This window comes from Novosphingobium sp. AP12 (assembly GCF_000281975.1).
GTDB lineage: Bacteria > Pseudomonadota > Alphaproteobacteria > Sphingomonadales > Sphingomonadaceae > Novosphingobium.
This window is the reverse complement of record NZ_AKKE01000127.1, coordinates 25,397-43,238: the sequence shown is the minus strand read 5'-3', so window position 1 is coordinate 43,238 and position 17,842 is coordinate 25,397. Positions and strand designations below refer to the sequence as shown.

The 17,842-nt window shown below is 66.2% G+C and carries 18 protein-coding genes and 1 tRNA gene; 10 read left to right on the top strand and 9 right to left on the bottom strand.

Going from position 1 to position 17,842, the window contains the following annotated elements; translation table 11 throughout:
* Positions 1-74 precede the first annotated feature (74 nt).
* The 3 genes from pal to PMI02_RS18435 all read left to right on the top strand — a co-directional run bounded on the left by pal (position 75) and on the right by PMI02_RS18435 (position 2,158).
* Entirely contained in the window at positions 75-614 is a 540-nt protein-coding gene (gene pal / locus PMI02_RS18445; RefSeq protein ID WP_007685619.1) for a peptidoglycan-associated lipoprotein Pal, read from the top strand.
* A 139-nt stretch (positions 615-753) separates the two neighbouring features.
* Positions 754-1,287 (top strand): J domain-containing protein, encoded by a 534-nt coding sequence (locus tag PMI02_RS18440; protein ID WP_007685618.1) that lies wholly within the window; start codon positions 754-756, stop codon positions 1,285-1,287.
* A gap of 397 nt (positions 1,288-1,684) precedes the next feature.
* Positions 1,685-2,158, top strand: a complete 474-nt coding sequence (locus tag PMI02_RS18435; protein WP_007685614.1) for a hypothetical protein — start codon at positions 1,685-1,687, stop codon at positions 2,156-2,158.
* A 100-nt stretch (positions 2,159-2,258) separates the two neighbouring features.
* Here PMI02_RS18435 and infC read toward each other — a convergent pair whose 3' ends face one another.
* Complete coding sequence (gene infC / locus PMI02_RS18430; protein ID WP_007685612.1) at positions 2,259-2,780, bottom strand: translation initiation factor IF-3; 522 nt, start codon at positions 2,778-2,780, stop codon at positions 2,259-2,261.
* Positions 2,781-2,942: 162 nt separating this feature from the next.
* On the bottom strand, positions 2,943-3,650 hold the full coding sequence (pdeM, locus tag PMI02_RS18425) for a ligase-associated DNA damage response endonuclease PdeM (RefSeq protein ID WP_007685610.1): 708 nt from the start codon (positions 3,648-3,650) through the stop codon (positions 2,943-2,945).
* Positions 3,651-3,694: 44 nt separating this feature from the next.
* Between pdeM and hemF the strand changes: the two genes are divergently transcribed.
* From hemF to PMI02_RS18410, 3 genes are all read left to right on the top strand, one after another.
* Complete coding sequence (gene hemF, locus PMI02_RS18420) at positions 3,695-4,558, top strand: oxygen-dependent coproporphyrinogen oxidase (RefSeq protein ID WP_007685607.1); 864 nt, start codon at positions 3,695-3,697, stop codon at positions 4,556-4,558.
* 204 nt (positions 4,559-4,762) lie between these two features.
* Positions 4,763-6,028, top strand: a complete 1,266-nt coding sequence (locus PMI02_RS18415) for an MFS transporter (RefSeq protein ID WP_007685605.1) — start codon at positions 4,763-4,765, stop codon at positions 6,026-6,028.
* Positions 6,029-6,152: 124 nt separating this feature from the next.
* Positions 6,153-7,748: an ABC-F family ATP-binding cassette domain-containing protein gene (locus tag PMI02_RS18410; RefSeq protein ID WP_007685603.1), complete on the top strand. Its 1,596-nt coding sequence runs from the start codon at positions 6,153-6,155 to the stop codon at positions 7,746-7,748.
* A 10-nt stretch (positions 7,749-7,758) separates the two neighbouring features.
* On the opposite strand, the gene rutA is transcribed toward PMI02_RS18410, so the two are convergent.
* From rutA to PMI02_RS18385, 5 genes are all read right to left on the bottom strand, one after another.
* The gene (gene rutA / locus PMI02_RS18405; protein WP_007685601.1) at positions 7,759-8,826 is read right to left on the bottom strand and encodes a pyrimidine utilization protein A; all 1,068 of its coding nucleotides are present in this window, start codon (positions 8,824-8,826) and stop codon (positions 7,759-7,761) included.
* A gap of 3 nt (positions 8,827-8,829) precedes the next feature.
* Positions 8,830-9,612, bottom strand: coding sequence for a pyrimidine utilization protein D (rutD, locus tag PMI02_RS18400; protein ID WP_007685599.1), 783 nt, complete (start codon positions 9,610-9,612; stop codon positions 8,830-8,832).
* Positions 9,605-9,988, bottom strand: coding sequence for a pyrimidine utilization protein C (rutC, locus tag PMI02_RS18395; protein ID WP_007685598.1), 384 nt, complete (start codon positions 9,986-9,988; stop codon positions 9,605-9,607). The genes rutD and rutC overlap by 8 nt, the downstream gene beginning before the upstream one ends.
* 2 nt (positions 9,989-9,990) lie before the next feature.
* Positions 9,991-10,722 carry a pyrimidine utilization protein B gene (rutB, locus tag PMI02_RS18390; RefSeq protein ID WP_007685596.1) on the bottom strand — a complete coding sequence of 244 codons (732 nt, stop codon included), beginning with the start codon at positions 10,720-10,722 and terminating at the stop codon, positions 9,991-9,993.
* 213 nt (positions 10,723-10,935) lie between these two features.
* Positions 10,936-11,241, bottom strand: coding sequence for a hypothetical protein (locus PMI02_RS18385; protein ID WP_007685594.1), 306 nt, complete (start codon positions 11,239-11,241; stop codon positions 10,936-10,938).
* Positions 11,242-11,528: 287 nt separating this feature from the next.
* Between PMI02_RS18385 and PMI02_RS18380 the strand changes: the two genes are divergently transcribed.
* On the top strand, positions 11,529-13,622 hold the full coding sequence (locus PMI02_RS18380) for a bifunctional (p)ppGpp synthetase/guanosine-3',5'-bis(diphosphate) 3'-pyrophosphohydrolase (RefSeq protein WP_007685593.1): 2,094 nt from the start codon (positions 11,529-11,531) through the stop codon (positions 13,620-13,622).
* A gap of 353 nt (positions 13,623-13,975) precedes the next feature.
* On the opposite strand, the gene PMI02_RS18375 is transcribed toward PMI02_RS18380, so the two are convergent.
* Both PMI02_RS18375 and PMI02_RS18370 read right to left on the bottom strand, forming a co-directional pair.
* The gene (locus tag PMI02_RS18375) at positions 13,976-14,293 is read right to left on the bottom strand and encodes a DUF1905 domain-containing protein (RefSeq protein WP_007685588.1); all 318 of its coding nucleotides are present in this window, start codon (positions 14,291-14,293) and stop codon (positions 13,976-13,978) included.
* 7 nt (positions 14,294-14,300) lie between these two features.
* Positions 14,301-15,272 (bottom strand): peptidylprolyl isomerase, encoded by a 972-nt coding sequence (locus PMI02_RS18370; RefSeq protein WP_007685586.1) that lies wholly within the window; start codon positions 15,270-15,272, stop codon positions 14,301-14,303.
* Positions 15,273-15,350: 78 nt separating this feature from the next.
* Here PMI02_RS18370 and PMI02_RS18365 point away from each other — a divergent pair.
* From PMI02_RS18365 to PMI02_RS27300, 3 genes are all read left to right on the top strand, one after another.
* Positions 15,351-15,441: transfer RNA gene (locus tag PMI02_RS18365), tRNA-Ser, on the top strand.
* A 155-nt stretch (positions 15,442-15,596) separates the two neighbouring features.
* A complete protein-coding gene (locus tag PMI02_RS18360) occupies positions 15,597-16,907 on the top strand; it encodes an integrase arm-type DNA-binding domain-containing protein (protein ID WP_007685580.1) in 1,311 nt (436 codons plus the stop codon).
* Positions 16,908-16,930: 23 nt separating this feature from the next.
* On the top strand, positions 16,931-17,449 hold the full coding sequence (locus tag PMI02_RS27300) for a hypothetical protein (RefSeq protein ID WP_157222593.1): 519 nt from the start codon (positions 16,931-16,933) through the stop codon (positions 17,447-17,449).
* Positions 17,450-17,842 lie beyond the last annotated feature (393 nt).

Here is a 17,842-nt window from a genome sequence, read left to right as displayed (position 1 = left end):
GTGTTAAATATTGAACGGAACTTCAGAACATGCCGGCCATTCATACGGGCTGAGCAGCATAGGAGACTTGCCCGATGCCTACCTCCCCCTCCCTCGCGCGCAACACCCGCGTCGGCGCCACGATGCTCGTCGTCGCGGGCGCGCTGGCAATCTCGGCCTGCGCGAAGAAAGCTCCCCTGCAGCTTCCGCCCGAGCCCGGCCCGGCGACCAGCACCGACACCGGCACCGGCTCGATGGGCGTCGCCACCCCGGGCAGCCAGGCGGACTTCGTCGCCAAGATGATGGGTTCGGACACGATCTACTTCGCTCTCGACAAGTATGACGTCGATGCCGAGGACCAGCAGGCGCTCGCCAAGCAGGCGCAGTGGCTGACGCAGTATCCCGCCAAGCGCGCGACGATCGAAGGCCATGCCGACGAGCGCGGCACCCGCGAATACAACCTCGCGCTGGGCGAGCGTCGGGCCAATTCGGCGAAGAACTACCTCATCAGCCTCGGCGTCGAGCCGGCGCGTCTCAACACCATCAGTTACGGCAAGGAGCGCCCGATCGCGCTCGGCTCCGACGAGCAGTCGTGGGCGCAGAACCGCCGCGCGGTGACCGTGACGATCGACTGACCAGGATGAGATCCACCGGACCCGGCGATCGCCATAGGGCAGGCGCCAGGTCCGGGAATCCCGTGATGAAGCGCTATTTCTCGGCCCCCGGAACAGCGGGGCTTGCATCGCCGTCGAGTCGCGGCTTATCGCGCTCCGGATGAGCCGCGTGCGCCGATCTTCCGACTGGGGTTTCCCCCGCTGGCGTGGCTACGGCAGCTCGCGCGAGGCTGCGCAGGTGCGCCTGTGCGATCGGCACGGTTGCACCGACCCGGGCGACTGCCCCGCTCCCAAGAGCCCGAACAATCCCGATCGCTGGTATTTCTGCCAGAAGCACGCCGCGGAATACAATTCGGGCTGGGACTACTTCGCCGGCCTCGACGCCGAGGAAGCCGCCATGCGCGAGGCGCAGGAGCGGTCTGACAACGGCGGCTTCAAGGAATCCGCGCACTACGGCTGGGCCGGGTCGGGTGACGGCACCCGCAGCGGCGATGAACTGCGTGCGCTCGAAGCACTGGGCCTCGAGCCCGATGCCGATTTCGACGCCGTGAAGAAGGCCTGGCGCAGCCGCGCCAAGGAAGTCCATCCCGACGTACGGCCGGGAGACGAGGAGGCCGCCAAGGCCTTCCAGATCTATCAAGTCGCCTACGAAGTGCTGCGCGCAGCCGAAGATCGCCGCGAGTGGCGCGGCTGAGGACCGAAACGGCTGCGCTGCCTTGTCAGGTGCGGTGCAAGTGTTCGATTTGCCTCAACAATTGTGCAGTATTCATCGATTCGCAGCAGTGATGATGCGATTGACTTGCTTACGCGTGGCTGCCTAATAACCTGTGTAATTAAATAATCGTCCCGTGCCGGCTCCGGTGCGGGAGTATCGGTTAGTGCATTATCTGCCGCGGAGCTGCGGCCTCCATGGGTTGCGAAAGAACGATGAGAAGGCCGCCGTGGCAAAGCCGTGGTCGCCTTGCAGGAGTCCTCATTATGAATGGCGACGCGCAAAGCCTTACCGCAGTGATCGGGAACAGGCGCAAGGTCGTGCCGTCGCTGCGCCTTCCGCTTTGCCGTGAGGGCCGGTTGGCCGGAGAATTGCCGGGATGAGAGCGGGCTTCGTCGTCGGCGCGGTTCTGCTGGCAGGATGCTCGAGTGCGCCGGCAACCCGTGTTCCCGCGCCGGAATGCCGCATCGGCGACTTCCGGGGGGGCTGGGTGAGCGTCGCCGGAGCCGGGGAAGGCGTGATCGTCGGCAGCGATGCCGTCACCGTGATAGGGGCCCACGCACCGAGCGGCATCGCCTATGTCGCCAAGCGGGATTTCGGCCTCGTCAGCCGGCAGGTGCTGCGCCAGGAGTTCGACCAGAATGCCGCGCTGGGGAGGCTGCCCTCGCCGAAGAGTCCGCCCGAAGAGACTGTTTGCGCGCTGCACCTGATCCGCCCGCATGGCGGCGCGGCGCTCGTTGCGGACGGGCGGCGGGAGCTTGTCTACCTCGAGGAAACGCGCAAAGACGACGCGCCGGTCATGATGCGCCTGCGCCGGGGCACGCCGGCGCGCGCCGGCAACGGCGACGAATAGCACGGCCCAGGCCCGGTCGGTTCGCCGGGCCACGCCCAACGACAAAGGGCGCGGCCAACGGCCACGCCCCTGCGTACTCTTCGATAGCGCGACGCGCGAATTACTTCGGCGAAAGCACCATCAGCATCTGGCGGCCTTCCATGCGCGGATAGGCCTCGATCTTGGCGGTTTCCTCGCAGTCCGTCTGCACGCGGCGCAGCAGGTCCATGCCCAGCTGCTGGTGCGACAGCTCGCGGCCTCGGAAGCGCAGGGTGACCTTCACCTTGTCGCCGTCCTCGATGAACCGGTGGATGTTGCGCATCTTCACGTCGTAATCGTGGTCGTCGATGTTCGGACGCATCTTGATCTCTTTGATCTCCTGCGTCTTCTGGGTCTTGCGCGCGGCGTTGGCCTTTTTCTGGGCTTCGTACCGGTACTTGCCCACATCGAGGAACTTGCACACCGGCGGATCGGCGTTCGGAGAGACTTCGACAAGGTCGAGACCGACCTCGTTCGCCTGCTCGATCGCTTGGCGCGTGTACATGACGCCGAGGTTCTCGCCGTCCTGGTCGATGACCCGGACCTTGTCGGACTGGATCATGTTATTGAAACGCGGTCCGCTCTTGACCGGTGGCGTCATCATACGCCGGGGAGGGGGTGCTATAGACGTTCTCCTGAATCGTTACTGCCGTGTGTGCGAATCGGGCGTCAATAATGCGATTCGGTGTTCCGCGCAAAGCGGGAATCGACCGATGTAAAATGAATGCCCGTACCGCCGGAGCGGTGATAGAGGCGATATGGGTATTCAGGCCGCTTTTCGCCAGAGGGGATAGCACACCATCCGCCCCTGCGCGGGCACCAGCGCCTCGATCGCGTCGGCGGGCTGGAGGGCGGACAGGATCGCCGGATCGGCGGCGCTCATGCCGCCGGTGAGGGCGCCGAAAGCGGGGAGGATCAGCCGGTTCTCGCTGCGCACTGCGCAGGGCCGGGCGATCCGCCGTCCGCGCGCGTGGACGACGAGCCGGGGATGGTAGTGCCCCGAGACTTCCGCCTCGCTCGTACCCGGCAGCGCCTGGTGGCGCAGGGTCACGCCGCCCAGGGCCAGTTCCTCGATCCGCGTGCCTCCGGCTTCGGCGCCGAGGTGGGGATCGTGGTTGCCGGTGATCCAAACCCAGTCGAGCGCGCGGGTGAGGGCGGCGAGCATGCCTGCCGCGTGCGGTTCGAGCCGGTCCGGTCCGGCGCTGTCGTGGAAGTTGTCGCCCAGCGCGAACACGCGCCGCGCGCCGGTGACGCGCACGGCGACGGCGAGCCGTTCCAGCGTTTCACGGCTGTCGTAGGGGGGGAGCATCTGCCCGGTGCGTGCGAAGAAACTTGCCTTCTCGAGGTGCAGGTCGGCGACCAGCAGCGCCTGCTCGCGCGGCCAGTACAGCGCGCTGGCGCGTCCTACACCCATGCTGGCGACACCGCCATCTACGAGGAGCATCTCGTCACTCTGGAACGAAAAGGGAACCATGGCTTTCCCTTGCCGCAGGCTCCGCGATTTGGCAAGCGCCCATCATGACAGACTGGACCCCTTTCACCGCCCGCGCCAGCGACTGGTTCCGCTCCCTGCGCGACGCGATCTGCGCCGAGTTCGAGGCAATCGAGCGCGAGGCCGGCTCCGACGCGGCGTTCGGCTACACGCCCTGGCAACGCACAGCGGTCGAGGGCGAGGCCGACGAGACGGGTGGCGGGACGCGCGGGCTCATGAAGGGCCGCGTGTTCGAGAAGGTCGGCGTCAACATCTCAGCGGTATCGGGCGGGCTGGCGAAGGACTTCGCCGGCACCATCAACGGTGCCTCCGCCGAACAAAACGGCTTTACCGCGACCGGTATCAGCCTCGTGGCGCACATGGCGAACCCGCACGTCCCCGCCGTCCACATGAACACGCGGTTCCTCACGACCACCAAGGCGTGGTTCGGCGGTGGCGCCGACCTCAACCCGCCGATCCCCTACGATGAGGACACCGCCAAGTTTCATGCGGAGTTCAAGGCCGCCTGCGACGCCCACCGCGATGGCTACTACGACCGTTACAAGGCCTGGGCGGACGAGTATTTCTACATCCCCCACCGCAAGGTTCATCGCGGTGTCGGCGGCATTTTCTACGATCACCTGGAGTGCCCTGACGAAGCCGCGTGGGAGGCCAACTTCGCCTTCACCCGCGCCGTGGGCGAGGCGTTCCTGGCGGTCTTCCCCCGGCTCGTGCGGCTCCGCATGGGCATGGACTTCACCCTCGCCGACAAAGCCACGCAGCTGGAATGGCGCGGCCGCTATGCGGAATTCAATCTCGTCTACGACAGGGGCACGCTGTTCGGCCTCAAGACCGGCGGCAACATCGACGCCATCCTCATGAGCCTGCCGCCCGAGGCGACCTGGAGCTGATACGACAACCCGTCATCCCGGCGAAAGCTGGGATCGCTGGTCACCCTTGAGGCACGAGGTTTTCGGTGGCCGACCTCGAGTGACCGCCTTGCCCTGAAGTGGGCGCGGCCATGCCAGCGGTCCCAGCCTTGGCTGGGACGACGGGGATTTTTTGCAGTAATCGAGCCGGTTGCCCCCGCCTCGCGGCCCGGTTACGCTGCCCCGATGACATCCCCCCAACCGCTCGACCGCCGCTCGCTTGCCCTTGCGGCGATGTCGACGGTGGTGGAGTGGTACGACTTCACGCTGTTCCTCTACCTCGCCACGGTGCTCTCGCGCGTGTTCTTCGCCGGACACGGGGGGGTGCTGACGACGCTGGCGGGCTTCGCAGTTGCCTACCTGATGCGGCCCGTCGGCGCGATGGTGTTCGGGCATTTTGGCGACCGGCGCGGGCGGCGCGCGACGCTGCTGGCGTCGATGGCGCTGATGACGGTGGCGATGTTGCTGACCGCGATGCTGCCCACCGCCGCGCAGGTCGGGCCGCTCGCGGGCGTCCTGCTCCTGCTGCTGCGATGCGTGATGGGCTTCGCGGTGGGGGGCGAGTACACCGGCGTCGTCGCCTACCTGCTCGAAGGCGCGCCGGCGCATCGCCGGGGCCTCGTGACCTCACTGGCGGCGGCGACGAGCGAGATCGGCGGGCTGCTGGCGGCGGGCATCGCGGCGCTGACCGTCAGCCTGATGCCCGCGCCGGAGCTGGACAGCTGGGGCTGGCGCCTGCCGTTCCTGTTCGGCGCGGCGCTGGCCGGATCGATCCTGTTCGCCCGCGCTGCGATGAAGGAATCGCCCGAGTTCGAGGCCAGCCGCGATGCCGGGACACTGGCGCAAAGGCCGCTCGCCCATGCCCTGTTACGTCACCGCTGGGGCATCCTGCGCGGCTTCGCGATCTCCGCGCTGGGTTCGATCACTTATTACGTCGGCATCACTTACGTCCCCGTCTACCTGACTTCGGCGGGCAGCGTCACCGAGGCGCAGGCGCTGCAACTGGCGACGCTGGCCGCGCTGGCGGTGATCGTGGTCACGCCCTTTGTCGGCCTGCTGTCCGACCGCGTCGGGCGGCGCCCGGTGCTGGTCGGGCTGGCGGTGCTCTGCGCCGCGATGCCCTATCTCATGTTCCGTTTGCTCGCCGGAGCATCCCCCGGAGCCGCGCTGCTGGGCGCGGTGGTGCTGGCGATGCTGGCGGGCGGGGTGAGCGCGGTGGGCGCCGTCGCCACTGCCGAGCAGATGCCCGCCGAGGGCCGCCTCAGCGGCCTCGCGCTCGGCGCCACGACCGCGACCGCGCTGTTCGGCGGCCTCACGCCTTGGCTCGCCCAGATCCTGACGGAGCGTACCGGCTCTACCACCGCGCCGGGCCTGATGATCGCGGCGGTGGCGGTGGGCGTGCTGCCGGTCCTGCTCATGCTGCCTGAGACACGGCCCGCCATTCGGCGCTGATTGGACTTGAGCGGCGCGCGGGGCGGATGTAAGAAAGCGCTCCCGATTATCGAATGGATACGACCGACGATGTGATTTGACCTGACCGCAATTCAGACCCGTCTTGCTGCCAGGAAACACACGCATGTCCGCCTCGATAACGACGTTCGACCTCGGTTGGTCGACACCGGAAGGCCAGCCGGTCTTCACCCATCTCAATCTCGGTTTCAATGCTGAGCGCGTCGGCATCGTCGGTCGCAACGGGGTGGGCAAGACGAGCCTGCTCCGGGTGCTTTCCGGCGATCTTGAGCCGACTTCCGGCAAGGTCGTGGGCAGCGGCAGCATCGCCGTCCTGCGCCAGATCGTGCAAGTCGCGCCGGGAGAAACCATCGCCGACCTGTTCGGCATCGCCGCCGACCTTGCGGTGCTGCGCAAGGCCGAGGCGGGGCAGGCAACCATGGAGGAACTCGCCGAAGTCGACTGGACCCTGGAAGCGCGCGCCACCTCGGCGCTTGCGCGGGTGGGGCTCGACGCGGGGCCCGATAGCCTGCTCGCCCGGCTTTCGGGCGGCCAGCGGACGCGGGCGGCGATGGCGGGCGCGCTGCTGGCCGCTCCCGATTTCCTGATGCTGGACGAGCCGTCGAACAACCTCGACCGCGAGGGAAGGGCCGCATTGCTCGATCTGCTCGCGTCGTGGCGGGCCGGGGCGATCATCGTCAGCCACGACCGCGAACTGCTGGAGACGATGGACGCCATCGTCGAGATGACTTCGCTGGGCGCGACCCGCTATGGCGGCAACTGGACGCAGTACCGGGAGCGCAAGGCGATCGAACTGGCAGCGGCGCACCACGATCTCGAAGTGGCCGAGCGGCAGATGACGGAGATCGCACGCAAGGCGCAGGTCGCGGTGGAGCGCAAGCAGCGGCGCGACGCGGCCGGCAGCCGCAAGGGCGCGCGCGGCGACATGCCGCGCATCGTTGCCGGTGCCCGAAAGCAGCGCGCCGAGAACACCGGGGGAGAGAACGTCCGCCTCGCACAGCGCCAGCAAGCCGAAGCATCGGCAGCGGCGATCGCCGCGCGCGAGCAGATCGAAATGCTCGAAACGATGGCGGTCGCGCTGGCCCCGACCGGACTGCCGCCCGGCAAGATCGTACTCGCGCTGCGGGACGTATCGGGCGGCTACGATCCGTCGGCGCCGCTGCTGCGCGGTGTGTCGTTCACCCTGACCGGGCCGGAGCGGGTGGCCCTGGCGGGGCCGAACGGGTCAGGCAAGACCACGCTGCTGGCCCTCGTCACCGGGCGGCTTGAGCCGTTCTCGGGCACGATCCTGCGCGGCTCGCGCATGGCGATGCTGGACCAGACGGCCGGCATCCTCGATCCGTCGCTGTCGATCGCCGAGAATTTTCAGGCGCTCAATCCCGGCACGGACGACTTCACCTGCCGCTCGGCACTGGCGAAGTTCCAGTTCCGCGCGGCTGCGTCGCTGCAGGAGGTCGCCACGCTCAGCGGCGGGCAGATGCTGCGGGCCGGCCTCGCCTGCATCCTCGGGAGCCCGGCGCCGCCGGAGCTTCTCATTCTCGACGAGCCGACCAACCACCTCGATCTCGATTCGATCGCCGCCATCGAGGCCGGGCTTGCCGCGTTCGACGGCGCCCTCCTCGTCGTCAGCCACGACGAGGCTTTTCTCGATGCGATCGGGGTGTCGCGGCGCATTGAGCTTGGCGGGACGCCAGCCCGGTAGGGGGAGGGGCTCAGGCCATGCCGGCGCGGCTTTTCATCAGCGGCTGGATGCGGGTGCCGAAGTTCTCGACGCCTTCCACGAAGTCGTCGAAGGTGAGGAGGACACCGCCGGTGCCGGGCACCTCGGCCATCTCGTCCAGCATCCGGGCGACGGTTTCGTAGCTGCCGACGAGGGTGCCCATGTTGATGTTCACCGCGCCTTCCGGGGCGGCGAGCTGGCGGACGTTGGTGTCGGTGTTGACGGTGTCCTTGGCGCCCTGGTCGGCGAGCCAGGCGATCGCATCCAGGTCCACGCCGTCGTTGTAGAGCTGCCATTTCGCCTGCGCCTCGGCATCGGTCTCGCCGGCGATGATCATGACGAGGACGAAGACCTGCACGTCGCGCCCGGTCTCGGCGGTGAACTTCGCGAGGCGGGCGTTGTTCGAGGCGAAGGCGGTGGGCGTGTTGACGCCGACGCCGAGGCAGAAGGCATAGTCCGCCCACTTGGCCGAGAAGGCGAGGCCCGCGTCGGAGGAGCCGGCGCAGATGATCTTCATGTCGCCGCCGGGGGTCGGACGGACGAGGCAGTCGTCCATGGTGTAGTGCACGCCCTTGAAGTCGGAGCGGCCGGTTGCCCACAACTCGCGCAGGATATGGGCGTATTCGTCGAGCACCTGGTAGCGGTTGCGGAAATGCTCCTCGCCCGGCCAGAGGCCCATCTGGGTGTACTCGGGCGGCTGCCAGCCGGTGATGAGGTTGAGCCCGAAGCGGCCGTGGCTGATGCTGTCGATCGTGTTGCACATCCGCGCGGCGAAGGCGGGCGGGATGATGAGTGTGGGACAGGTGGCGTAGATCTTGATCTTCTCGGTCACGGCGGCAAGGCCGGACATGAGCGTGAAGCTCTCCAGCCCGTATTCCCAGAACTCGCTCTTGCCGCCGAAGCCGCGCAGCTTGATCATCGAGAGCAGGAAATCGAGCCCGTGCTTTTCGGCCCGCAGCGCGATCTCCTTGTTGAGATCGAAGGAGGGCATGTACTGCGGCGAGGTTGTGCTGATCAGCCAGCCGTTGTTGTTAATGGGAACGAAGACGCCGACTTGCATGGACTAGCTCCCGAGAAAGCCGAGGGCGAGGCGGTTGAAGCCCTTGGGATCACTGACGTTGCAGGCGTGGCCGCCCCAGCCGAAGGTGGCGATGTCGGCGCCGGGGATTGGCCCCGCAAGATCGAGCGAGGTGGCCTGCGGAACCAGGAAATCGTCGCGCGTGGCGATGACGAGAACGTCGCGCAGTTTCGCCAGCCGCTCGGACGTGGGGGCCCAGGCGGCCACGGCGGCGATGCGCTTTTCCATGGTCTCTGCGCCGGGGAAGGCGGCGATGTGGTGGGCGAGTTCGGCTTCCAGATCGGCGTCGTGGGCGGCGATCCAGTCGGGCGGGTAGAGGAACAGCGGCTGGGCGCGCAGGAACGGCTCGATGCCGGCTCCGCGCAGGATGGCGAGGCGCGCCTCGAAGCAGCGGCGGGTGTGGGGCGAGAGTGTGCGCCAGCCGTTGACGACCACCAGCCGGTCGATCCGGCCCGACAGCAGCGAGGCCTCGATGCCGATCATCCCGCCCAGAGCATGGCCGACGAAGTGCGCGGTGTCGATATCGAGCGCATCCATCAGCGCGACGACGTCCTGCGCCATGTCGGCGATAGAGGTGGTCTCGGGCAGCGCGCGGTCGCTACGGCCGGTGCCGCGCTGGTCGTAAGTGAGGACGCGGTGGTTTTCGGACAGAGCGGCGAGGTTGGGCGCCCAGTACCCGCCCGCGCCGCCGAGGCCGCTCGACAGGATGAGGGTGGGCGCACCCTCGGGGCCGTGGAAGTCGTGGTGGAGGCCGCCAGCCTCAGGCAAGATGGGCGACCGAGGCGATCTCGACGAGGCAGTCGGGCTTCACGAGGTCGCAGCGGATGCAATAGCGGGCCGGTTTGTCGCCGGGGAAGTATTCGGCATAGACTTCGTTGAACGCGGCGTAGTCGGCCATGTCCTTGAGGAAGATGTGGTTCATGGCGACGTCGGCCATGGTGCCGCCGGCCGCCTCGACCGTGACCTTGATCGATTCCAGCACGTGCCGCGTTTGCGCGGCTGCATCACTGGGGTAGAGCACCAGCCCGCCCTGGCCGAGCGCCAGCATGCCCGAGACGTAGAGCGTGCCCCCGGCTTTCGCTCCGGCGGAGTAGGGCGCGATCGGGGCAGGGAACTGCGGCGGGTTGATGGCTTCGAAGGGCATTGTCACTCCTTGGGCGGAAGCTGGCTCACGGCGGTCTGGAAATCGGCGACGGTGCTGACCCAGCCGAAGAACTTCTCCACGTTGTAGACCGTGGCCTCCATGATGAAGTCCGGGCCGAGGTGGTGGGTCGCATCCTCCAGCAGCACGCCGAAGTATTCGAGGTGGAAGCCGTCGCGCAGGGTGGATTCGACGCAGACGTTGGTGGCGATGCCGGTGAACAGCAGCGTGCGGATCCCGCGCGCTCGCAATACGGAATCGAGCTGCGAGTTGAAGAAGGCGGAATAGCGCGGCTTGTGGACGCGCAGGTCGCCTTCCTTCGGCGTCAGCGCATCGACCAGCTCGTAATCCCAGCCGCCGCGGGCGAGGAACTTGCCGGAAAGCTCAGGGCGCCGCCGCATGGTCTTGAGCGCGTTGGACTTGTGCCAGTTCGGCGAGAGCGGCGTCCCCGCCTCCACATAATCGGAATCCCAGCCGTTCTGCAGGAATACCACCGCCATGCCGGCGCCGCGCGCGGTGTCGAGCACCTCGCCGATGCGGCCGATCACCGAGGCGGCAGGGCGGACGTCGAACCCGGCCTCGTCCACGTAGCCGCCCTTGGAGGCGTAGGCGTTCTGCATGTCCACCACGATCACGGCGGTGGTCGCCGGATCGAGCCGGATCGGCTCGGGCCGCGCGGACAGCACGGCGCGAGGGGTGGAAGCGGCGGGGTTGGGATCGACCACGGTCTCGTTCACCCCCGCACTATTGTGCAGGGGCGAAACGCGGTCAAGCGGGGTCGGGAATCAGCAGGGACGCAGCCCCGACGAGGTGCGCTCCTGGTGCGGCTTCACGCCCAGCAGGCGCTCGATCGCGGCGGCGAAGCCTGCATTGCGGCGGCGTCCAGAGGGCTGGACCTGGCTGAGATCGACGCCGCCGGTGAGCTAGATGCCGAACTCGCCGTCCCCCACCTAGCGCACTTCGGCCTGCAGGTCGCCCTGGCCCGGCAGCGCCACGCGCAGGGTCTCGCCGCGTTCGGGCATCAGCGTGCGCGAGGCTATGCACATGCTGCCGGGCGATGCGTTGCGCACGATCCCGTCCTCTCCGGCGCGGCCCGCGCCGCCGATCACTGCGCAGATCAGAGTGCGCACGCGGGGCGAGCGCTCCGGGTGCTCGGCGGCAAGGCCAGCGGAAGTCGGCAGGGCCTTCGGCGCGGGGAGCGAAGCTGCCTTGAGCCAGTGCCGTGGGTCGCTCGTGAAATTGTCGTGGTCTGCCATGGCGTGTGAGTGCCTCCTCGAATTCACACTCCCCCGAGTGTCGCGTCTTGCGGCCCGCATGGGGCCGGACAGGTGCGGACCGGAGGCACCGTGGCGGGGGGCAGGTCGGGTACGTCTCCGGTCCGAATCGCGTTATGCTTTTGCATATTAACCATGCAATCGATTTAGTTCATGAGCGTTTGCGCCCCGACGCGGCCCGATCGGCGTTCGTCTCGGTCGTTGCAAAATATGCACTCGGCGCTTCTCCCCTTGTCCCCCCGGCATAAATCCTGACATGTCATGGTAACATGCTCCGCCAGTACGAACTCGTCGAACGCGTCAAGGAATACGCACCCGAGGCCGATGAGGCCCTGCTCAACCGCGCCTATGTCTATACCGTGCAGAAACACGGTAGCCAGAAACGCGCTAGCGGCGACCCTTATTTCAGCCATCCGGTCGAAGTTGCCGGCCTGATGACCGAGCTGAAGCTGGACCAGCAGACAATCATGACCGCGCTGCTCCACGACACGGTCGAGGACACGCTGGCGACGATCGAGGAGATCGAGAAGCTGTTCGGCCCCGAGGTCGCGCGGCTGGTGGACGGCGTCACCAAACTGTCCAAGATCGAGGCGATGACCGAGAGCGAGCGCGCGGCGGAGAACCTGCGCAAGTTCCTTCTCGCGATGAGCGAGGACCTGCGCGTCCTGCTCGTCAAGCTGGCGGACCGGCTGCACAACATGCGCACGCTTCACTTCATCAAGAAGCCGGAGAAACGCCAGCGCATCGCCCGCGAGACCATGGATATCTACGCGCCGCTGGCCGAGCGCGTGGGCATGTACGAGTACATGCGCGAGATGCAGCTGCTCGCCTTCGAGCAGCTCGAGCCAGAGGCCTACGCCACAATCGCCGGCCGCCTGACGCAGATCCGCAGTCAGGAAGGCGGGCAGGTCGATGCCATCGCGCTGTCGATCAAGCAGGCGCTCGCCGAGGCCGGCCTCAACGTCGAGGTTTCGGGCCGTGAGAAGCATCCCTATTCGATCTGGCGCAAGATGGCCGAGCGCCACGTGACGTTCGAGCAGATCACCGACATCATGGCCTTCCGCGTCCTGACGGACTCGGTGGACGACACCTACAAGGCGCTGGGCGTACTCCACCAGGCCTGGCAGATGATCCCGGGCCGCTTCAAGGACTACATCTCCACCCCCAAGTCCAACGGCTACCAATCGCTGCACACCGCGCTGATCTTCGAAGGCTCGATGCGCATGGAAGTGCAGATCCGCACCCAGGACATGCACCGGCTCAACGAATTCGGCCTGGCCGCGCACTGGGCCTACAAGCAGGGTGGCGTCAGGCCCGACGGACAGGTGGGCTGGCTGCGCGACCTCATCGAGATTGTCGATGCCAGCCACGATGCCGAGGAACTGCTCGAGCATACCAAGATGGCGATCTACCAGGACCGCATCTTCGCCTTCACCCCCAAGGGCGCGCTGTTCCAGCTGCCCAAGGGGTCGACGGCGGTGGACTTCGCCTACACCGTCCACACAAAGCTGGGCAATTCGGCGGTCGGCGCCAAGATCAACGGCCGCCACGTTCCGCTGCGCACCCAGCTGGTCAACGGCGACGTGGTGGAGATCATCAAGAGTCCGACCTCCGAGCCGCAGCTCTCGTGGCTCGGCTTCGTTGTCACCGGCAAGGCGCGCGCCGCCATCCGCCGCGCCGTGCGCGCCAAGGAGCGCGCCGAAGTCGCCGAGATCGGCTCCAAGCTCTACGACGAGATTTCCGGCCGCCTGCCCCAGCGCATCGGCAAGAAGGCGCTCTCGGGCGCGATCAGCCGGCTCGGCCTGCGCGACGAGGAGGACCTGATGTTCTCGATCGGCTCGGCGCGCTTCACCGACCGCCAGGTCATGGAGGCGCTCGTCCCCGGCAGCACCGCCGAGATGCCGGACGAACCCGAGTGGACCAATTCGGAGCGCGCGATTTCGATCCGTGGCCTCACCCCCGGCATGGGCTTCGAGCTGGCGCAGTGCTGCCACCCCGTCCCCGGCGACCGCATCGTCGGCCTGCGCCGCCCCGACCACAAGGTCGAGGTCCACACGATCGACTGCATGACGCTGGCGAGCGGTGGCGACGCCGACTGGCTCGACCTTTCGTGGGGCGAGCGCACCACCGGCGCGGTCGGCCGTCTGCGCCTCGTGCTTTACAACCGCCCCGGCACGCTCGCCGAAGTGACGCAGATCTTCGCCAGCAACCGCGCCAACGTCGCCAATCTCCAGATGGTGCAGCGCGACGAACCTTTCGGCACTTACGAGGTGGACCTGGAAGTGTCGGACCTCGCGCACCTGACGCGCATCTCCGGCGCGCTCAGGGCCAGCGAGGCGGTGGCGGACGCGGAGCGGATCTAGGCGTTCGCCGCGCGAGCGTGCCGCCACTGAGATCGGAACACCGCCCCCGTCGTCGCCGCGAAGGCGGGACCCCCGCTTGTTCGTTCGGCGCTGCGCCGTGCCGAGTGAGGCGGAGCCTCCGCGAGGCGACGGGAGCGCGGTTCCGGCCGTTCTCATCGGATATGCCGAGGGCGAAATGCTCGCTCGCGCCCATTTTCCGACATCGCCCGATGCTGCTACCTTCGCGCCGGTTCTTTCATATCGTCCCAGCGCCCCCGAACCTTCATGAGAAAGGGTTCGGCCCGCATGTACTTCATCAACTGAACCCGCGCCCGGCGATCCGGGCCGAGCGCCGCGCGATTAAATTTCCGTCATCAATATTCCAGCGAGACCTCGACCTCGTCGCCTTCGCCGATGCCCTCCGCCTTCCGCACCGACGCCTTGACCGGCAGTATCCATCCCCCGTCCGCCTTGCTCGGGAACACCGAGGTCGCGAACGAAGTCCCGCCGATCCGCGCCGAAACCTTGAGCGAGCCGAACCCGCGCGAATGGCCCTCCAGCCGCCGCATCAGCGCCGTGCCCGAAAGCGCCTCGCCCGCCTTGCCGCCGATGGTCAGGAAGTGCCAGGTCCCGTTGTTGGCGCCGCCGGTCCAGCGCCACAGGACGCCGGTGTGAACCAAGTTCTCCGTCATCACCGGCTCAGCGCTTCACCTCTCGGATCGGCACCGGCACATTGCATACGTCCACCCCGCCGGCGGGCGTGATGTAGAAGTCGTCCTTGCGGTTGGCCCGCTTGTCGGCATAGGCCGTGAAGCTGGCGCTTTCGGTGGAGAGGTATTCGTAGGCGGGCAGGTCCGACACCTGGTCGCCCGTGCGCACCGAGATGATCGGCGTGCGCTCCTCTGCGGTCTTGTAGAAGCCCAGCGGTCCCGTCCCGCGTGGCAGCGAGGACAGGTGCTCCATCCCGGAAATGACCCGCCCGACCAGCGCAATGTTGCGGTCCAGCTGGCGCGGTGCCTGCCCGATCACGGTGTAGAGCTCGGCCCCGGTGCCGGTATCGGGCGACAGGTTCCGCCCCACGCCGACCATGCCGTAGCAGTGGAGCGGCCAAGCGTTCTGGCCGTCTGTTGCGATGGGCCAGCCATGATAGAGCAACGTAAACCCATTGCGCAGATAAGCGTCGGGGTTGGTGGGAGACAGAACCGTGCGGTCGGCTTCGCCGTCGTTGAGTTGCTTGAATGCATGGAGGAGGCCTTGGTCCACCGGTCGAACGTAGTCTCTCTGGGGCACGGTCTGCATTCCTGCTGGCAATGCCTTCGCCTTCCCCGGCGTTTCTCCGTCAGGATCGCCCCATTGCACAACATAGTTGTCCTGAACCCGCACCACTGCAATCCCGTCGAACCAGCGCGCGGCGACGAACTTGCGGATGTTGCCGACCCATCCTTGCGAGAAGGGCGCCGGTATGAGTTGGATCACCGCCCGCCGCGCCCGGCCCTTCTCATCCGGCGCGAGGTCCATCACGACGAGGTCGGACGCCGCGATCCGCGTCCATTCGGCCACCGGCGCAGCGTCGACGATATCATTGGGCGTCCGGCCTTTGGGAGCATCAGCCGCCGCCAGATAAGAGGTGAAAAGGGCGGTAACGGCAAGGCCGGTGATAATTCTGCGCATGAGGGCTTCATGCCATCACCGCAGCGCTTGCGAAAGCCCGCAGCCCGCGCTAGGGGCCAGCGCCTTACCAGTGCATGCGGAGCGGTGGCCGAGTGGTCGAAGGCGCTCGCCTGGAAAGTGAGTATACGTCAAAAGCGTATCGAGGGTTCGAATCCCTCCCGCTCCGCCATTTTCTATTCAGAACAGCTCAAATCGGTCCCGAAAGGGCTGATTTCTGCGCGTCTGCGTGATATACTACATCCAGATCGATCCCGATTTGTTCCGGCCCAGCTTGGGGGTATTGGTGGCAAAAGGCGGGGTATCGAAAACGGAGGTAGGGGTATCGTGCTGACCGATAAGGAAGTGAAAAACGCAGCGCCGCGGGACAAAGCCTACAAGCTGGCCGATTCAGCCGGGCTCTACCTTTACGTCGCTAAGACCGGGACGAAGACCTGGCGCATGAAATTCCGGTTTCAGGGGGTGGAGCAGCTGCTCACCTTCGGACCGTACCCCGAAGTGAAGCTGAGCGAGGCGCGCGAGAAGCGCGATGATGCCCGCCGGCAGATCCGTGAGCATGTCAACCCAGCCGGCGCTCGCAAGCGCGCGGCAATGGCGAAGGAGAAGGAGCGGGAGGAGGAGGCGAAGCTCATCACCTTCGAACGAGCGGCCCGCGACTGGCATGCCCTCCAGACCCCGCGGTGGGCGCCGGTCCATTCGAACGACGTGATCACCAGCCTCGAGCGTGACGTCTTCCCGTTGCTGGGCAAGAGGCCGCTCGCTGCGATCGATGCGCCTGCCGTACTCAAGACGTTGCGCGAGGTGGAGGGCCGGGGCTCCATCGAGACGGCGAAGCGCCTGCGCCAGCGTATCTCGTCGGTCTACGCCTATGCGATCTCCGAGGGCATCGTCACGCACGATCCAGCCGCAGTGGTCGGAAAGGCGCTCAAGCCGCTTCCGAAAAAGGGAAAGCAGCCGGCGATCACGGATCCCGATTCGGCAAGGGAGGTCCTGATCGCCGCCGAAGCCTCAGGGGCGTCACCAGTCACGAAGCTGGCCTCGCGATTGCTCGCATTGACGCAGGCGCGCCCAGGCATGGTCCGCAGCGCCGAATGGAGCGAATTCGAAGGCATCGACTGGAGCGGCGACGAGTTCGGGCCGTTCCTGCCTATCTGGCGCATCCCAGCGCAGCGCATGAAGCTGGTGATGGACTTGAAGGATGAGGAGAGCTTCGAGCACCTCGTGCCGCTCTGCTGGCAGGCGGTGGACGCGCTGCGTGCCGTGCATCGGCTGACGGGCCGCAATCGGCTGGTATTCCCCGGGCAGCGGCACAGTCACCGCCCGCTGAGTGAAAACGCGATCGGCTACCTCTACAACCGCGTCGGCTTCTTCGGCCGACACGTCCCGCACGGCTGGCGCTCGTCGTTCTCGACCACCATGAACGCGATCGCGGTGAAGGCGAAGCAGCTGGCCGACCCAGCCGTCATCGAGCTGATGCTCGCCCACGTGCCGGAGAACAAGGTAAAGGCCGCATATGACCGCGCTGGGCACATGGAGCGCCGGCGCGAGCTCGGGCAGGAGTGGGCGGACTTGCTCATGAAAGGAATGGAGCCCGCTGACAGTCTGCTCGAAGGTCCGAGGCGGAACGCCTCGATATGATCAAACGAGAAAGGAGATGGCTCGTGCCCCACTTCATATGGGTGAGTTCGGCCGATGAGATGCAGCTTCCATTCTTGAGGTCAATTCGCCCGGGCGAGCGCCAACCTTTTGGCTTCGGCTTCAGCGAAATTATCAGGAAATCCGAGCAGAAAGCGCTCTTTCAAAGCGAGGCGAGCGTCCCCACTAAGTTCATAAGGGTCGGCGGATACAGTTCCGTGGCTGATAGAGGGTTGGGATGCCCAGGTATTTCCTTGGAATTTACCGCGGCGTTCTGTGAGCTTGAAAGCTATTACGCTCTTCGCCACTGTCCAAAACATTCGATCCTTAAGGTTATCCAAGACCGCAGGAGAATCGCACGGCAGACCGTCGCGCTGGCCGATTATGTACCCGGCGTAAGCGCCGCTGCCGGCTACCAAGATCGCGATAGCGACACGCCCGGCCTGCTTCGTTCGCGGCATTCGGATCGCTCGCCAAATCATTTTTCCTTCAAGGCGCGTCGCGAGGCCGCCGCCGACAGCCGTCGCCATGTAAGTGCCGTATGATCCTACTATCGCGGAAACGAAGCCTCTTGGAGGCCGGTAATAGTCTTCATCCGCGATAATGGGAGATGTCTTGGCCCAACGTCGGTATGCCAAAACATTTCCGTTGCATCGGTACGCGAGCCGTAAGCCGTTGTCATCGTTCAAGACTACATATCGCAGCGCAAGCGAGCGAGGGTTTCGATGAGCTACACTTAGGATGCCTTCGCTGTAACCCGTTGTAAAACCAAGAATGCCAAGGGCCGCGTAGGCTGCGAAAAATTTCCATTTCATGATATTCCCCAGGGCTCAAGCGCCACTATTATCATTAGATGGATTGTTTACTCAATGACTTGCTGCAAAGTTGGTTCGAGACTGTTGAAAGCCGCTATGCAGGTGGCGCGAGCGGGTAAAGCT